The organism is Flavobacterium rhamnosiphilum (assembly GCF_004349195.1).
GTDB classification, from domain to species: domain Bacteria; phylum Bacteroidota; class Bacteroidia; order Flavobacteriales; family Flavobacteriaceae; genus Flavobacterium; species Flavobacterium rhamnosiphilum.
In genome coordinates this window covers 245,624-260,719 of the sequence record NZ_SMLG01000006.1, presented here as the reverse complement: position 1 = coordinate 260,719, position 15,096 = coordinate 245,624, and the positions used below count along the sequence as shown (strand labels likewise).

Below are 15,096 nucleotides of genomic sequence, written 5' to 3'. Positions count from 1 at the left end.
GCTACTACAACGGATTTGGGTAATTGGCTTAATGGAAAGTTGGATTTGTATTTGTGATGATTAGGCAAATCCGAAAATAAATCCCCTGCTCCGCAAAGTATTTCTTTGTATACGCTGCGCAAATGTCTCTGACTTTGCGCCCACAACAGTAATCAAGACAAACTACAATTCACAAAATTACAACTCTTGTATATCAACTTTCAAAAATCAAAAATGCACTAAAAGTTTCTAAATTTAGAAACTTTAATATCTTTATAAAAAATTAAACGTTTGAAATATTTCGAAACAAGATTTTTAGAAGAAGCCTAGAAATTTATAGCAAAACTGGACCAAAAAACGATTTCCAAAGTTTTCTATACCATTGACATTGCAGAACAAACCAACGACCCAAAATTATTCAAAAAATTACAGCATGATATTTGGGAGTTTAGAACAAGATTTGGCGGACTTCAAATTAGATTGTTGGCCTTTTGGGACAAAACAGATGATAAAAATACGCTAGTTTTTGCAACTCATGGATTTGTAAAAAAAGTAGACAAAGTTCCCACAAACGAAATAGAAAGAGCAAGTAAAATAAGAGCAAAATATTTTGAAAATAAACCAAAAAAGTAATACCATGGCAACTACAGAAATGAAATCAACTTCACTTTCAGAAATGAAAGATAAATATATCGGAAACATTGGCACTGAAGAAAGAGAAAAATACGAATATGAACTTCGTATGGATATTTTAGGTCGTATGATAAAAAAAGCCCGACAAGAACGAAATTTAACTCAAGAACAATTGGGAGAACTTGTTGGTGTCAAAAAATCACAGATTTCTAAACTTGAAAGCAGTACAAATAGTGCAACGATTGACACAATATTGAAAGTTTTTAAAGCATTAAAAGCGGATATAAATTTTAATGTGACAATTGAAAAACAGAATTTGCAATTAACTTAGACAGTTGCACTAAGTCTCGACTTTGAGACTAGAAACAAAAAAAGCCCCGATACGGGGCTTTTCATATTTTATTCTTCTACTTCGTCTGTACCATGGGATTTTGAATAGCCTCTCCATTTCTCGATACAATCCTGAAAATCCTGCGGAAGTTCCGTATCAAAACGCATCATCTCGCCGGTTGTAGGATGTACAAAGCCTAATGTTTTGGCGTGTAAAGCCTGTCTTGGCAAAGCTTTGAAACAGTTGTCTATAAATTGTTTGTATTTCGTAAACGTAGTTCCTTTCAAAATCAAATGACCACCATAACGCTCGTCATTAAAAAGCGGATGACCTATGTGTTTCAAGTGTGCCCGAATCTGGTGCGTTCTTCCGGTTTCTAGTTGACACGAAATCAACGTAACGTATCCAAAACGCTCCAACACTTTATAATGCGTCACGGCAGGTTTCCCTATTTCCGGATCAGCAAAAACCGCCATTTGCATGCGATCTTTCAAGTGTCTTGCTAAGTTTCCTTCAATCGTTCCTTTCTCTTCGACTACATTTCCCCAAACCAAAGCCACATACTCTCTTTCGGAAGTTTTAGCTTCAAATTGCTTGGCAAGATGCGTCATCGCTGCTTCGGTTTTGGCAATCACCAATAAACCCGAAGTATCTTTATCAATTCGATGCACTAATCCGGGACGTTCACTGCTGTTCATGGGTAAATTCTCAAAATGAAAAGCCAACGCATTCACTAATGTTCCCGTATAATTCCCGTGACCGGGATGCACCACCAATCCTGGCGGCTTATTAATCAATAAAAGCGTAGCATCTTCATAAACAATATCTAACGGAATATCTTCGGGATCTACCCTATTTTCAAAAGGAGGATGCGATAACATAACACGAACCACATCATTGGCTTTTACCTTGTAATTCGACTTTACCGTAGCGTCGTTTACAAAAATATTTCCTTCGGTAGCAGCGGTTTGTATTTTATTGCGAGTTGCATTTTGAATTAGGCTCATCAAGTATTTATCAATTCGCAAGGACGCTTGGCCTTTGGGAACTTCAAATCTAAAATGTTCAAATAACTCGTCTTCTAAATCTATTGTATCTATATTATTGTTCATCAACTGGTGTTTCTTCTATTGGTGCAACCAGAGTATCCGCAGCACTTTCTTCTTCTTCATAACTCATTTTTCCGTCTCCTAAAACCAAATCAATTTTGGATGATTTCAAGACTCTGTCCCCTACTTTCAGGTTTCTTCCTTTGAAACGCATTTCCAATACCATGTCTTTTCCAAGATTTGGAACATACGTAACCGTTCCTTCCTCAAGCCCCAATGCTTTCAATGTAGGCACCGCTTCACGATATGTTTTTTCAATCAAATCAGGAATTCGCACGGATGAAAATCCCGAAGTATTTATTTTTATGTATATTTTTCTACCTACTTTTACCTTTGTACCCGGCGATGGATCTTGCTCTACCACACTGAATTGCGGAAAATCACTTCTATAATCCACACTATCCAAAAGCACATAATCTAAATCCAACTCATCCAGCTTTTCCTCCACTTGCTCTTCAGTCAATTTACTCAAATTCGGAACGGCAATTTCATGACCATGATCTGTTGTAAAAGTCAACCAATGCATAAACAAATAGCCCAAAGCGGCAATAATGGCAAGAGCAATTAATACTTGCCCAAAAAAGACACGGCTGGTAAGATACTTACGTAAACTCATAAATTTATTTTTATATGTGGCAAAGATAAAGCTATTTCGTTTCAAAAAAAATGATAATTTTGTTTAATGCTTTTTGGAGCTATTTCCCGCTATTCGTTGCAATCTTTTTATCCGCCAAAAAGGCTGATAAAAAGGATTTCCACTACTATCGGGGCTAGGGAATTCGTTTTCAAAAGAAACCTTTCCCATTACAACATCTAAAAAACCACCCCGCCCGATGGGCACCCCTCCAAAAGAGGGGAATGTGAATGCGTACGACTTCCCCTCCTCTGGAGGGGTGCCTGAAAGGCGGGGTGGTTTTTATGGATTAAAATATCACAATAATCAAACAAAAAAATATGAAAAACATTGCCATCATCATGGGCGGATATTCCAGCGAGTATAAAATCTCACTTATCAGCGGAAACGTCGTATATCAATTTCTGGACAAAACGAAATACAACGGATTCCGAATCCATATTTTTAAAGAAAAATGGGTCTATGTTGATGCTAATGACGCCGAATTCCCAATTGATAAAAATGATTTTTCAGTTACTGTTGATGGTAACAAAATAACATTCGACTGTGTTTTCAATGCCATTCATGGAACTCCTGGCGAAGACGGATTGATGCAGGCGTATTTCGAATTATTGCATATTCCGCAAACCTCCTGCGATTATTATCAAGCCGCGCTAACATTCAACAAACGTGATTTATTATCCGTTTTAAAACCATACGGAATAAAAACCGCCACTTCCTATTACCTAAACAAAGGCGATGCTATAAATACTGACGAAATTGTAGCTAAAGTTGGTCTGCCTTGTTTTGTAAAACCCAATAAAGCAGGTTCCAGTTTTGGAATTTCCAAAGTAAAAAGCATCGATGAATTGCCAATAGCCATAGAAGTCGCTTACAAAGAAGACAACGAAATCATCATAGAAAGTTTCCTTGACGGCACCGAAGTTTCTGTAGGAGTCATCAATTACAAAGGAACTGTAACCGTTTTACCCATCACCGAAATTGTTTCTGACAATGATTTCTTCGATTATGAAGCCAAATATTTGGGTAAATCACAAGAAATCACACCTGCCAGAATCTCGGATGAAATGACCCAAAAAGTAAGCGAAATAGCCAAACGCGCTTACGAAGTCCTCAAAATGAGAGGTTTCTCCCGAAGCGAATTTATATTGGTAAACGGAGAACCACACATGTTGGAAATGAACACTATTCCGGGATTAACAACGGAAAGTTTGATTCCGCAACAAGCCAAAGCCGCAGGAATTTCATTGGAGGATTTGTTTAGCAATGCGATTGAGTTGGCTTTGCCTGAATAACGGATTATTCGTTAACTTTGTATAAAACAAAATCATTATGATTGATTACAAACAATATATTGCAATAAATTCAGCAGTTCGTTTTGGTAAACCAACAATAATTGGAACCAGAATTACGGTTTTTGATGTTTTAAATTGGCTCGCCAACGGAATGTCTATAAATGAAATCATTGAAGACTTTCCTGAACTTGACGAAAATCAAATCAAAGCTTGTCTTGCCTACGCTGCCGATAGAGAACATAAAATCCAAATCGCATCGTGAGTTTGTTGTTTGACCAAAATATTTCTTTTAGAATCATCTCTAAGATTGAAGCAAATTTTCCTGAAGCAAAACAAGTCAGACAACTCGGAATTGAAAATTATTCAGATGTTGAAATATGGAAATTTGCAAAAGAAAATAAATTTACTATTGTAACTTTTGATGCTGATTTTTTTGATTTATCCAATTTTAAAGGACATCCGCCAAAAATAATTTGGCTGCGCTTTGGTAATACTAAAACTGATTTTCTGGCAGATATTATAAACTCAAGAAATTCAATCATTAAAGATTTTATCGGTTCCGCTGCTTATTCCGAAATCGCTTGTTTGGAAATCAAATGATTAATAGTTCCAATTTAATTGACACTATTTCAGCATAAAATTCATTTCGACAAAGGAGAAAACCCACATAATGAGATTCCTCCTCTGTCGGAATGACAAAATAGAAAAAAAATAAATGAGAAAAGCCATATTCCCGGGTTCATTTGACCCAATTACATTAGGACATGAAGACATCATCAAAAGAAGTATTTCACTATTTGATGAAATCGTAATTGCCATTGGTATCAATGCCGAAAAAAAATACATGTTTTCACTGGAAGAAAGAAAACGTTTTATCGAAGAAACCTTCAAAAATGAACCTAAAGTTTCGGTGATTACCTATGAAGGTTTGACCATTGATTTGTGCCACAGAATAAAAGCGGATTTTATCCTTCGTGGTTTGCGCAATCCAGCTGATTTCGAATTTGAAAAAGCAATCGCCCACACCAATCGCCGTTTATCAAAAATAGAAACCGTGTTTTTATTGACTGCTGCAAGAACTTCGTATATCAGTTCCAGTATTGTGAGAGATGTAATCCGCAATGGAGGTCAATATGAAATGCTGGTCCCCGATGCCGTTCGAGTGAAATAATTTTAAATAGATTTTGTCAAGTCGAGCGCAATGTTATTAAGTTAAGCTGTTTCAACACGTCACTTCGAGTGATTTTGAACATTAATGCGAAAGCTTTAATGTTTAAAATTGTATCGAGAAGCCTTTAAAAGGTAAGGGTTCTCGATACTTCGCAGAAATTTTCTATCGCAAATTTCTACTCAACTCGAACTGACGAATTCATAACCTTAATGGCATTGCACTCGACTTGACAAATAAACAGTAACCATATAAATTTGTGAAACGAGGCAATAAGCCGTAATTTCACCAAAAAATAAAAGCCATCAAACAATGAGTATAGAAAGAGAATTAAGTAAACGTAGTGGATCGAAATGTGAACTTTGTGGTGCAACCGAAAACCTAAAAGTATATCAAGTATTACCAACCAAAAAAGGTGGACTTGACGAAAGTATCATGGCTTGCAGCACCTGTGTCGACCAAATTGAAAATCCGGATAACGTAGATTTAAATCATTGGAGATGTTTGAATGACAGTATGTGGAGCGAACATACCGCGGTACAAGTTGTCGCGTGGAGAATGTTAAGCCGTTTGCGTGCAGCGGGATGGCCTCAAGAATTATTGGATCAAATGTATTTAGACGAAGATACTTTGGCTTGGGCACAAGCAACTGGCGAAGGTGAAGATGATGAAAACAAAGTGATTCACCGTGATAGTAACGGCGTAATCTTGGAACATGGCGATTCAGTCGTTTTAATCAAAGATTTGAAAGTAAAAGGTTCAAGCATGGTGGCCAAACAAGGAACTGCAGTGCGTAACATTAGACTGGACCACGAAAATGCGGAATACATTGAAGGAAAAGTAGATGGTCAACAGATTGTTATCATTACACAATACGTGAAAAAGATATAGCTCATTTCAGTGAGTAGTGAAAGGTGAATAGTATACAGATAGGTATTTCTAGTTACTGAATATCTCTAAAAAAATATCTTTTATAAATTAAAAATCGTTAGTAGTAAAATTTACTGCTAACGATTTTTTTATTTTTTGATGAATACAAAAAACTGACCCTTGAATACTTAAAAACCATTCACTAATCACATTTAACTACTCACTATTCCTCTTCCTTCTTAATCACTTTTCGAGCGACTTCGATTTTAAATTTCTTGCCTTTCATTTTTTCGTCTTTAATAGCGTGCAATAAATCTTTTACTTTATTGAATTTCACGGCAGCAAACGAAATAAAATCTTTCACTTCGATTAATCCTAAATCGCCTTTTTCTAATTTTCCTTTTTGGGAAAAGAAACCTACGATATCAATTTTATTCAGTTTATTTTTCTTCCCGCCACTGATGTAAATTGTTTGAAATTCAGGTGGTTTTGGTAATGAAGTAGAGTTTTCGATTTTCAAAGCTTCCATACCATAATCGATATAATCCATTTTTTTCTCACTTTCATGAGTAATGACATAAGCAGTTCCGGAAGCTAACATACGTGCTGTACGTCCGTTTCTATGGGTAAATTCGTCTTCTTTGGCCGGTAAATGATAATGAATTACGTGATTCATTTCAGGAATATCAAGTCCACGGGCAGCTAAATCAGTTGTGATTAAATAACTTACACTTCCATTTCTAAACTGGATTAGCGCGCGTTCTCTTTCGTCCTGATCCATTCCGCCATGATAATAGGTGGCATAAATTCCTTTTTCGTTCAACGTGTCGCTTATGCGTTCTGCAGCATCACGATGGTTGCAAAAAACAATAGCCGACTGCGATTTCAACGAACAAATCAAATTAAACAAACTTCCTATTTTGTCTTTTTCCTTTGAAACGACCATTTTCATCGAAAGATTCGTTTCTTCTTCGTTTTCTGGAATGAAATCCAAAATCGTTGGATTCACCACTCGCGTGTATCTAGGAATCTCAATATCGGAAGTTGCCGAAACCAAAACGCGTTTGTTCAGTTTCGTTAATTTTCCAATGATAAATGACATTTGCTCATGGAAACCCAATTGCAATGATTTATCAAATTCATCCAAAATCAACGTTTGAATTTTATCCACTCGGAAAGTTCCTCTGTCGATATGATCTGCAATTCTTCCCGGAGTTCCTATTAAAACTGCTGGAGGATTGCTTAAATTCTTAATTTCAGTATCAATGGAATGTCCGCCGTAGCACACATTTACTTTATAATCAGTTCCCATTTTTTTCCAAACTTGCTCAATCTGTAATCCTAATTCACGTGATGGAACCAGAATTAAACATTGAACCGATTGAATTTCGGGTTGTAACATTTCTAAAATGGGCAACAAAAAAGCCAAAGTTTTTCCGGAACCTGTTGGCGAAAGCAATAAAACATTATTGTCATTCAGGATTGTATCTTGTGCTACTTCCTGCATTTCGTTCAGGCTTTCGATGCCTAAATTCAAAAGTATATTGTTCGAATGGTGTTTCTTATTCATTTTGCAAAGGTAATTTTTAATTCTGAGTTATGAATTTTGAATTATAAATTTTCATTCATTTAAATCAGGAGTTTCCTTTTAGTCGTATCATTTCTATACGTATCGAAAAAAAGCTACATTTGAGATTCAATTTAAAAACCGAAATATGAGATTTTTCACATTCCTTTTTTTACTATTCTCCATCAGTTCATTGGCACAAAAAACGAATAAATACGATACTTTTTTCGAAAAAGGCAATGGAAATCAATCTGCTAGTTATCAAGAAACAATCGCTTACTACAAACTTCTGGCGGATGATTTTCCTACTATCGAAATGCAAAAAATGGGATTGACAGACAGCGGCGAACCATTGCACATGGTTGTTTTTAATCCGGAAAAACAATTTGATTTTGGAACCATCCAAAAAAACAAAGCGGTAATTTTGCTCAATAACGGCATTCACGCAGGCGAACCGGACGGAATTGACGCCAGTATGCAACTGTTTAGAGATTTAGCTTTGGGCAAAATAAAAGCGCCAAAAAACACGGTTATCGTTTGTATTCCGGTGTATAATATTGGAGGCGCTTTAAACAGAAACTCCACTTCAAGAGCCAATCAGGACGGACCGGAAATTTATGGCTTTCGTGGCAATGCCAGAAACTATGATTTGAATCGGGATTTCATCAAGTCCGATACCCGAAACACGAAAAGTTTTGTAGAAATTTTTCATAAAATAAATGCGGATGTTTTTATTGACAATCACGTCAGCAATGGCGCAGATTACCAATACAAACTCACGTACATTATGACCCAACATAATAAATTGGGAACCGTTTTAGGTGATTTTTTAAACACTGAAATGATGCCCGCTTTGGTCAAAGATTTACAAAAAAAGAACATCGAAACTACGCCTTATGTTAATGCTTTTCAGGACACTCCGGACAAAGGTTTCGGACAATTTTTTGAAAGCCCGCGATTTGCAACAGGTTACACTTCATTGTTCAATACCATTGGTTTTGTGGTAGAAACGCACATGCTTAAAAAATATGCCAATCGCGTGAAAGTGACGTATGAATACATGCGCTCTGCGATCGATTTTACGGATATGAATTACCAAAAAATCAAACAACTGCGATTGAAAAATGAAGAGCAGTATAAACCAAAGCAATCCTACACTATAAAATGGGAAATTGACAGTACAAAAACGATTCCTTTTTCGTTTTTAGGCTATGAAGCCAGTTACAAAAAAAGTGACGTAACATCAGGAAATCGCTTGTTTTATGACAAAACAAAACCATTCAAAAAAGACATTCCGTACAGCAAGGAATTCAAATCAGTAAAAGAAATAATCATTCCGGAAGCGTATATAATTCCAAGAGGTTTTTGGCCTGTAATTGAATTATTAAAGAGCAATACTATTTCATATCGTCAACTAAAAAATGATACCATAATTGAAGTCGAAAGTTATAAAATCGCGGACTTTAAAACGACAAATTCCGCGTATGAAGGGCATTATTTACACAGAAATACAACGGTAACTTCTAAAATGGAGAAAGTGGCTTTCGCCAAAGGAGATTACGTTATTCCCACACAACAAAAGGGAATAAAATACCTATTGGAAACACTGGAGCCGGAAGCAATAGATTCTTTTTTCAACTGGAACTTTTTCGATACGATGTTGCAACAAAAAGAAGGCTATTCAGATTATGTTTTTGAAGATTCCGCTACACAGATTTTAAAAGAAAATCCCAAATTAAGCGCCGAATTTGAACATAAAAAACAAAGCGACATCAATTTTATTAATAACCCCGAAGCACAACTGGATTGGATTTATAAACATTCGGTTTATTATGAAAAGGCGCATTTACAATATCCGGTGTATCGCGTCTTAAAATAAAGAAAAGCTCCTATTTCAGGAGCTTTTCTTCTTCAAATAATAATTTTATGTTCTCGTAAGAGTTTTTTAATGCCTCTTTAATTTGTTCCGGATTCATCCAAGCCACCTTTTCGATTCCTTCTTCTAATTGTCCTTGTGGTGTTCCTTCAAAATCAGATTGCATTTCGAACCAATGCGTAATTTTCAACTTGTATTTTCCATTACGCCTAAAAACGTGATAGGTTTTTTGAAGTTTATGGGATATTTTCAAGCCATTTACACCAGTCTCTTCCTCTACTTCACGCATGGCTGTGGCATCAATTTCTTCTCCTTTTTCGATTCCGCCTTTGGGTAAATCCCATTTTCCGTTTCTAAAAATGAATAAAACTTCGCCTTTTTTATTGTAAACTAAACCGCCACCAGCTTTGGTAACAGGTATTTTTGCTTTCAAAGTCTTCATAATCACGCTTTCATCAGGATGATACAAGTATGCTTTTTGAATTTTATTTTGAAATATTTTTACTATAAGTTGCTCTATGTCAATACTTTCTAACAAAAACAATTGAAAATCGGTCTCCTTAGAGATGTGATTTGTCAAAAAAAGTGGTTTGTCGTTAACAAAAACTTTATACATTTGTACTATGATTTTTAATAAAGATACAGCCGAAAAAACAGCCGAATTTCTTTTGCAAATAAATGCAATTAAATTGAATCCAAGAAATCCTTTTACATGGGCTTCTGGATGGAAATCGCCTATTTATTGTGACAACCGATTAATCCTCTCATTTCCAGCCGTAAGGAATTATGTGCGGGATGAATTTTCCAAAAATATTGAGAAACAATTTGGTAAACCAGATGTTATTGCCGGTGTAGCCACTGGTGCAATAGGAATTGGAATGCTGGTAGCGGAAAGTTTGGGATTACCATTTGTGTATGTTCGCCCAGAACCAAAAAAGCACGGAAGACTAAACCAAGTAGAAGGTTTTTTACAAAAAGGACAAAATGTAATTGTTGTAGAAGATTTGATCAGTACGGGAAACAGTAGTTTACTTGCCGTTGAAGCTTTACGTGAAGCTGGAGCGAATGTAAAAGGAATGGCAGCAATCTTTACCTACGGTTTTGATGTTGCTGATGAAAATTTCAAAAATGCGCACCTGGATTTATACACGCTAAGTAATTATCAAAATTTATTGAATTTGGCTGTAGCCAAAAGATATATTACGGAAGAGGAAGAACAGACTTTAAGAGAATGGAATGTGAGTCCATCCACTTGGAATATTGAAGTTTAAAAAAACATAAAATAAAATACCGGAAATATGAACTTAGAAAGTCCAAAAGTTAGTGTCTCAAAATCAGCTCAAGAATTGTTTGATTTATTGAGTGATGTAAAGAACTTCGAAAAATTAATGCCCGAAAACATTGCTAAATTTGAAGTTATTGGTGACGATGCTTTTATTTTTGGATTAAAAGGAATGCCAGAAATTAAGCTGAAAATGAAAGAAAAAGTGGCTCCAAGCAAAATTGTTTTGGGTGCGGCGAGTGATAAACTTCCATTTACATTGATAGCAAACATAGATACTGTTTCTGACAACTCCAGTGCTGTAAAACTTGATTTCGAAGGTGATTTCAATCCTATGATGGCTATGATGATAAAAGGTCCAATTGGAAAATTCATCGAAACTTTAGCCGGAAATATGACTAAATTGTAAAAAATAGCTTAAAATAAATAAGAAACCCTTTTAGTGCAAACTGAAAGGGTTTCTTATTTAATTGCAATAATCAGTAGTTAATACAACATTTGAATTTCTTTAATATCAAATTCAGCAATACTGTCATCTTCCAGAAGAATTTCAAGTTTCCCAACAGCAGAAACCCCTTGAATAATCCCCATAAAATTGCAATTATTTTGATCTGAAAAAGGCATCGGTATTCCTTTCTTATATAATTTATTACTATAACCAGACCATAAAACGGCAGGATTGTGTTTGCACAACTTTACATTTTTTTCTATTGCGTCACAAATAGAAAAAAGGAGTTCCTCTTTATCAAATTTCGCAGCACAAATAACCGCTAAAGAAGAGGCTTTTGGTAGATTTTCAAAATTGGTTTGATTCACATTTAGTCCTAAACCTACAATAGAAACAATAGTTCCGTCACTTTTGATGCTGTTTTCAATCAAAATGCCACCTATTTTTTTGTTGTATGACATTATGTCGTTAGGCCATTTTATACTAAGATCGGGAATCTTAAATGATTCTAAAACTTCCATTACAGCAAGTGAAACCGCTATATTCAGATTGAAAATCTGACAAATATTCGATAAAAAATCCTTAACCAAAACACTCATTATTAAGTTTTTACTCGCCTCAGAAGCCCAAACAGCACCCATTTGACCTTTCCCCTTTGTTTGGTTCTCAGCAGTTACAATAGTAAAGTTTTCAAGCTCTTGTTTATTCGATAACCCTTTAAGGAATTCGTTTGTAGAATCTATGGCATCGAGTTTGATTAGTTTCATATACGTTTTTTTGTGAAACAGAATTTAATATTATGTTAAGGTTCAAAAATAATCACAAAAAATGGTAACTTTACAAACTTATATATAAAAATAATTCATGGCGAAAAAGACTATAAATAATGACGTTCTATTGGCGAACATCATTAAGGGGATAGAAGAGGTAAAAGGAAATGATATTGATATTCTTGATTTAAGAGAAATAGATACCGCGGTATGCGACTATTTCATCATCTGCAATGGTAATTCAAATACACAAGTTAACGCTATAGTCAACTCCATTCAAAAAACAGTTTCTAAAGAATTAAAAGACAAGCCTTGGCATGTTGAAGGAACTGATAATGCCGAATGGGTACTAATGGATTATGTAAATATTGTAGTTCATGTATTTCAAAAACACATCCGTGAATACTACAACATCGAAAGTTTATGGGGCGATGCAAAAATAACTACCATTGAAAACAAATACTAAAGAAACATAACTCCTAGTAATGGCTAAAGATAATAATCCAAATTCGAATAAGTTTAAAATAAGCCCTTGGTTAATTTATACTGCAATATTATTAATTTTCTTGTTTATAAGTTTTATAACTGGCGGTTCTAGTTTAAACGAACCAGGTCAATTAACTTCTTCTAAATTTAACGATTATTTAGAAAAAGGCCAGATCGAAAAAGTTATAGTTTACAATAAAACAGAAGCTGAAGTTTTTCTTAACGCAACAGCATTGAAAGTTGCAGCACACAAGAAAGTTTCTAAAGACGTTTTTGACAGACCCAACAAAGGGCCTCATTATACTTTTGATATTGGTAACGACCAAATATTCCAAAACAAACTGGAAAAAGCAGTTGCTGAAGGCAAATTGAAAGATTTTAATTTCTTACCCAAAAATAATTGGTCGGATATTTTAATCAGTTTATTGCCAATCATTATCATTATAGCTGTTTGGATATTTATCATGAGAAAAATGTCCGGTGGTGGCGCTGGTGGCGGTGGCGGACAGATTTTTAACATAGGGAAATCAAAAGCTAAACTTTTTGATGAAAAAACAGATATCAAAACTACTTTTAAAGATGTGGCCGGTTTAGAAGGAGCAAAAGAAGAGATACAAGAAATTGTTGAATTCCTGAAAAATCCTGAAAAATACACTAATCTGGGTGGAAAAATACCAAAAGGAGCTTTACTGGTTGGACCTCCGGGAACTGGAAAAACCCTATTGGCAAAAGCTGTAGCTGGTGAAGCGCAAGTACCATTCTTCTCTTTATCCGGTTCTGATTTTGTTGAAATGTTTGTGGGTGTGGGTGCATCCCGTGTGCGTGATTTATTCAAACAAGCTAAAGAAAAATCTCCTGCCATTATATTTATTGACGAAATTGACGCTGTAGGTAGAGCCAGAGGAAAAAGCAATATGTCCGGCGGAAATGACGAACGTGAGAATACTTTGAACCAATTACTGACAGAAATGGACGGTTTTGGCACTAATTCTAATGTAATTGTTTTGGCTGCGACAAACAGAGCTGATGTCCTGGACAAAGCATTAATGCGTGCAGGCCGTTTTGACAGACAAATTTTTGTAGACTTACCAGACATTCGGGAACGTGCTGAAATTTTTAAAGTACACCTTGCACCTTTGAAAAAAGTAGAAGGATTAGACACTGACTTTTTAGCCAAACAAACTCCAGGTTTTTCTGGTGCTGATATTGCAAATGTGTGTAATGAAGCTGCTTTGATTGCTGCAAGAAACAACAAAACTGCGGTTGACAAACAAGATTTCCTTGATGCTGTTGACAGAATTGTAGGTGGTCTTGAGAAGAAAAATAAAATTGTAACTCCCGAAGAAAAGAAAGCGATCGCTATTCATGAAGCGGGTCACGCAACAGTTAGTTGGATGCTGGAACATGCAGCTCCATTAATTAAAGTAACCATTGTTCCTAGAGGACAAAGTTTAGGAGCCGCTTGGTATTTGCCAGAAGAACGTTTAATTGTTCGTCCGGATCAGATGCTAGACGAAATGTGTGCGACTATGGGAGGAAGAGCTGCTGAAAAAGTAACTTTCGACAGAATTTCGACTGGTGCATTAAGCGATTTAGAAAAAGTGACCAAACAAGCCCGTGCTATGGTAACGGTTTATGGTTTGAATGAAAAAATTGGTAACGTAACCTATTACGATTCAACCGGACAAAGCGAATACAATTTTTCTAAACCGTATTCAGAAGAAACGGCCAGAGTTATTGACGAAGAAATCTCATTACTAATTGAAGGTCAATACCAAAGAGCGATTCAAATATTAGAAGAAAATAAAGACAAACTGAATCAACTGGCAAATATCTTAATCGAGAAAGAAGTCATATTTAAAGATGATTTAGAAGCTATTTTCGGAAAAAGAACATTTGATAAAAATCTTGAGGAAGTCGTATCTTAGAAAACACATAAATTATTTAATTATTTTTAAAATCTTAATTCAAAAGCTACTTTTGAATTAAGATTTTTTTATCTTTGGACGTTTTCAAATAACAAATTATAGTATTTTACAAAAATATGAGTCTTTTTAGAAAATTTTTTGGTTCTAGCAATGCGGCTTCTGAGGAAGATCAAGAAAGCGAATTTAGTAAATCCCATACTGATAATGCAACCTCTATAGATGAAAAATTTATCTACAATTTTAAAAAAAATGGTGGTAAGTTTTTGTATTGCGAAAATTCTGAAGAAATAAAAGAACAATTTGAAAACATATTGGAAGAAAACGATTGGTTTGAAAGCGAAGTTTTATGCTATGAACCAAACCTTTTTGGAATGCTTGATGACAATAAACTTACCTACAACAAGCCTGTAAATCCTAAGTTTCTTCTTGCAAGTTGTGAAAATTTAATTGCGGAGGAAGGTTCTATTTTATTCTCTTCAAAACAAATTAAACAAAACAAACCTAACGAGTTACCTACCAATATTATTATTATAGCGAATACAAGCCAAATTCTTGCTGCAAAAAGCGACGGACTTAGCGCCATAAAAAAGAAATACGAAAGAGATTACCCTACCAACATTACTACAATAAAATATTTCGAGAAAGCTAAAGAAGAAGATTTTACACAGTACGGAAGTTCAGCAAAAAATCTATATTTATTGCTTTTAGAAGACCTTTAAG

At 35.2% G+C, this 15,096-nt stretch carries 18 protein-coding genes; 13 read left to right on the top strand and 5 right to left on the bottom strand.

Annotated elements, in window-relative coordinates; all coding sequences use genetic code 11:
• The first annotated feature begins 315 nt into the window (after nt 1-315).
• Complete coding sequence (locus E0I26_RS10260; RefSeq protein WP_317126123.1) at nt 316-612, top strand: type II toxin-antitoxin system RelE/ParE family toxin; 297 nt, start codon at nt 316-318, stop codon at nt 610-612.
• Nucleotides 613-616: 4 nt separating this feature from the next.
• Nucleotides 617-943, top strand: coding sequence for a helix-turn-helix domain-containing protein (locus E0I26_RS10255; protein ID WP_131916385.1), 327 nt, complete (start codon nt 617-619; stop codon nt 941-943).
• A gap of 68 nt (nt 944-1,011) precedes the next feature.
• Here E0I26_RS10255 and E0I26_RS10250 read toward each other — a convergent pair whose 3' ends face one another.
• Both E0I26_RS10250 and E0I26_RS10245 read right to left on the bottom strand, forming a co-directional pair.
• Nucleotides 1,012-2,055, bottom strand: coding sequence for an RluA family pseudouridine synthase (locus E0I26_RS10250; protein ID WP_131916384.1), 1,044 nt, complete (start codon nt 2,053-2,055; stop codon nt 1,012-1,014).
• Nucleotides 2,045-2,668 (bottom strand): PASTA domain-containing protein, encoded by a 624-nt coding sequence (locus tag E0I26_RS10245; protein WP_131916383.1) that lies wholly within the window; start codon nt 2,666-2,668, stop codon nt 2,045-2,047. The genes E0I26_RS10250 and E0I26_RS10245 overlap by 11 nt, the downstream gene beginning before the upstream one ends.
• Nucleotides 2,669-3,006: 338 nt before the next feature.
• Here E0I26_RS10245 and E0I26_RS10240 point away from each other — a divergent pair, with 338 nt between their 5' ends.
• The 5 genes from E0I26_RS10240 (at nt 3,007) to E0I26_RS10220 (ending at nt 6,040) form a co-directional block, all read left to right on the top strand.
• On the top strand, nt 3,007-3,981 hold the full coding sequence (locus E0I26_RS10240) for a D-alanine--D-alanine ligase (RefSeq protein ID WP_131916382.1): 975 nt from the start codon (nt 3,007-3,009) through the stop codon (nt 3,979-3,981).
• Nucleotides 3,982-4,018: 37 nt separating this feature from the next.
• Nucleotides 4,019-4,243: a DUF433 domain-containing protein gene (locus E0I26_RS10235; protein WP_131916381.1), complete on the top strand. Its 225-nt coding sequence runs from the start codon at nt 4,019-4,021 to the stop codon at nt 4,241-4,243.
• Entirely contained in the window at nt 4,240-4,581 is a 342-nt protein-coding gene (locus tag E0I26_RS10230) for a DUF5615 family PIN-like protein (RefSeq protein ID WP_131916380.1), read from the top strand. Before E0I26_RS10235 ends, E0I26_RS10230 begins: the two co-directional genes overlap by 4 nt.
• A 115-nt stretch (nt 4,582-4,696) precedes the next feature.
• Nucleotides 4,697-5,152: a pantetheine-phosphate adenylyltransferase gene (gene coaD, locus E0I26_RS10225; protein ID WP_131916379.1), complete on the top strand. Its 456-nt coding sequence runs from the start codon at nt 4,697-4,699 to the stop codon at nt 5,150-5,152.
• Between the two features lie 309 nt (nt 5,153-5,461).
• Complete coding sequence (locus E0I26_RS10220; RefSeq protein WP_131916378.1) at nt 5,462-6,040, top strand: PhnA domain-containing protein; 579 nt, start codon at nt 5,462-5,464, stop codon at nt 6,038-6,040.
• A 202-nt stretch (nt 6,041-6,242) separates the two neighbouring features.
• On the opposite strand, the gene E0I26_RS10215 is transcribed toward E0I26_RS10220, so the two are convergent.
• Nucleotides 6,243-7,589: a DEAD/DEAH box helicase gene (locus E0I26_RS10215; protein ID WP_131916377.1), complete on the bottom strand. Its 1,347-nt coding sequence runs from the start codon at nt 7,587-7,589 to the stop codon at nt 6,243-6,245.
• Nucleotides 7,590-7,734: 145 nt separating this feature from the next.
• Here E0I26_RS10215 and E0I26_RS10210 point away from each other — a divergent pair, with 145 nt between their 5' ends.
• On the top strand, nt 7,735-9,465 hold the full coding sequence (locus tag E0I26_RS10210) for a M14 family metallopeptidase (protein WP_131916376.1): 1,731 nt from the start codon (nt 7,735-7,737) through the stop codon (nt 9,463-9,465).
• Between the two features lie 10 nt (nt 9,466-9,475).
• Here E0I26_RS10210 and E0I26_RS10205 read toward each other — a convergent pair whose 3' ends face one another.
• Complete coding sequence (locus E0I26_RS10205; RefSeq protein WP_131916375.1) at nt 9,476-10,078, bottom strand: NUDIX hydrolase; 603 nt, start codon at nt 10,076-10,078, stop codon at nt 9,476-9,478.
• 7 nt (nt 10,079-10,085) lie between these two features.
• On the opposite strand from E0I26_RS10205, the gene pyrE reads away from it, so the two are divergent.
• Nucleotides 10,086-10,733: an orotate phosphoribosyltransferase gene (pyrE, locus tag E0I26_RS10200; RefSeq protein WP_131916374.1), complete on the top strand. Its 648-nt coding sequence runs from the start codon at nt 10,086-10,088 to the stop codon at nt 10,731-10,733.
• 27 nt (nt 10,734-10,760) lie between these two features.
• Nucleotides 10,761-11,153 (top strand): SRPBCC family protein, encoded by a 393-nt coding sequence (locus E0I26_RS10195; protein WP_131916373.1) that lies wholly within the window; start codon nt 10,761-10,763, stop codon nt 11,151-11,153.
• A gap of 77 nt (nt 11,154-11,230) precedes the next feature.
• Here the strand turns inward: E0I26_RS10195 and E0I26_RS10190 are convergent, their stop codons facing one another.
• Complete coding sequence (locus tag E0I26_RS10190; RefSeq protein ID WP_131916372.1) at nt 11,231-11,959, bottom strand: biotin--[acetyl-CoA-carboxylase] ligase; 729 nt, start codon at nt 11,957-11,959, stop codon at nt 11,231-11,233.
• Nucleotides 11,960-12,056: 97 nt separating this feature from the next.
• On the opposite strand from E0I26_RS10190, the gene rsfS reads away from it, so the two are divergent.
• From rsfS to E0I26_RS10175, 3 genes are all read left to right on the top strand, one after another.
• Complete coding sequence (gene rsfS, locus E0I26_RS10185; protein ID WP_039109645.1) at nt 12,057-12,428, top strand: ribosome silencing factor; 372 nt, start codon at nt 12,057-12,059, stop codon at nt 12,426-12,428.
• A gap of 19 nt (nt 12,429-12,447) precedes the next feature.
• A complete protein-coding gene (ftsH, locus tag E0I26_RS10180; RefSeq protein ID WP_131916371.1) occupies nt 12,448-14,376 on the top strand; it encodes an ATP-dependent zinc metalloprotease FtsH in 1,929 nt (642 codons plus the stop codon).
• A gap of 116 nt (nt 14,377-14,492) precedes the next feature.
• Nucleotides 14,493-15,095, top strand: coding sequence for an LUD domain-containing protein (locus E0I26_RS10175; RefSeq protein WP_131916370.1), 603 nt, complete (start codon nt 14,493-14,495; stop codon nt 15,093-15,095).
• Nucleotide 15,096 lies beyond the last annotated feature (1 nt).

Bases quoted from the DNA above. Each gene is read 5' to 3' on its own strand.
- coaD (WP_131916379.1), top strand. From the start codon at position 4,697: ATGAGAAAAGCCATATTCCCGGGTTCATTTGACCCAATTACATTAGGA.
- E0I26_RS10195 (WP_131916373.1), top strand. From the start codon at position 10,761: ATGAACTTAGAAAGTCCAAAAGTTAGTGTCTCAAAATCAGCTCAAGAA.
- E0I26_RS10210 (WP_131916376.1), top strand. From the start codon at position 7,735: ATGAGATTTTTCACATTCCTTTTTTTACTATTCTCCATCAGTTCATTG.
- E0I26_RS10255 (WP_131916385.1), top strand. From the start codon at position 617: ATGGCAACTACAGAAATGAAATCAACTTCACTTTCAGAAATGAAAGAT.
- E0I26_RS10250 (WP_131916384.1), bottom strand. From the start codon at position 2,055: ATGAACAATAATATAGATACAATAGATTTAGAAGACGAGTTATTTGAA.
- E0I26_RS10175 (WP_131916370.1), top strand. From the start codon at position 14,493: ATGAGTCTTTTTAGAAAATTTTTTGGTTCTAGCAATGCGGCTTCTGAG.
- ftsH (WP_131916371.1), top strand. From the start codon at position 12,448: ATGGCTAAAGATAATAATCCAAATTCGAATAAGTTTAAAATAAGCCCT.
- rsfS (WP_039109645.1), top strand. From the start codon at position 12,057: ATGGCGAAAAAGACTATAAATAATGACGTTCTATTGGCGAACATCATT.
- E0I26_RS10215 (WP_131916377.1), bottom strand. From the start codon at position 7,589: ATGAATAAGAAACACCATTCGAACAATATACTTTTGAATTTAGGCATC.
- E0I26_RS10220 (WP_131916378.1), top strand. From the start codon at position 5,462: ATGAGTATAGAAAGAGAATTAAGTAAACGTAGTGGATCGAAATGTGAA.
- E0I26_RS10235 (WP_131916381.1), top strand. From the start codon at position 4,019: ATGATTGATTACAAACAATATATTGCAATAAATTCAGCAGTTCGTTTT.
- E0I26_RS10240 (WP_131916382.1), top strand. From the start codon at position 3,007: ATGAAAAACATTGCCATCATCATGGGCGGATATTCCAGCGAGTATAAA.
- E0I26_RS10190 (WP_131916372.1), bottom strand. From the start codon at position 11,959: ATGAAACTAATCAAACTCGATGCCATAGATTCTACAAACGAATTCCTT.
- E0I26_RS10205 (WP_131916375.1), bottom strand. From the start codon at position 10,078: ATGTATAAAGTTTTTGTTAACGACAAACCACTTTTTTTGACAAATCAC.
- pyrE (WP_131916374.1), top strand. From the start codon at position 10,086: ATGATTTTTAATAAAGATACAGCCGAAAAAACAGCCGAATTTCTTTTG.
- E0I26_RS10245 (WP_131916383.1), bottom strand. From the start codon at position 2,668: ATGAGTTTACGTAAGTATCTTACCAGCCGTGTCTTTTTTGGGCAAGTA.